This window comes from Clostridium sp. DFI.1.208 (assembly GCF_024463855.1).
Taxonomy (GTDB): Bacteria; Bacillota_I; Bacilli_A; order Erysipelotrichales; family Erysipelotrichaceae; genus Clostridium_AQ.
Genome location: NZ_JANGCA010000258.1, coordinates 1 through 296, shown reverse-complemented (window position 1 = coordinate 296; position 296 = coordinate 1). Strand labels below are relative to the sequence as shown.

Sequence of the window (296 nt, the reverse complement as noted above, 5' to 3'; positions counted from 1 at the left end):
ACGACAGATGTCAAGAATACGAAGAATAAAGAAGCTGCCATGGCGTTGAGTGAGGCGATCCCATTCCCGTCCACCCTGAAAAAGGGGAAGATCACGATCGAGGACATGTCCTTCATGAAAGAGACAGGTGACAAGGGCGATCTTGTCCGTAATGAGATCTCGGTATTCGCAGATGCCGAAGGGAATGCAACGGATGCCGTATATGAGCGTGGAAGCAGATGGGGGAATAAGAACTTTGCGACAGAGATCATCCTCTATGACAAGGATGGAAGCATCGTCGATCGAACGAATGGCAC

At 49.7% G+C, this 296-nt stretch carries 1 protein-coding gene; it reads left to right on the top strand.

All coding sequences use genetic code 11. From position 1 onward, the window contains the following. On the top strand, window positions 1-296 hold a 296-nt coding region (locus NE665_RS24290), incomplete at both ends, for a hypothetical protein (RefSeq protein WP_256302756.1).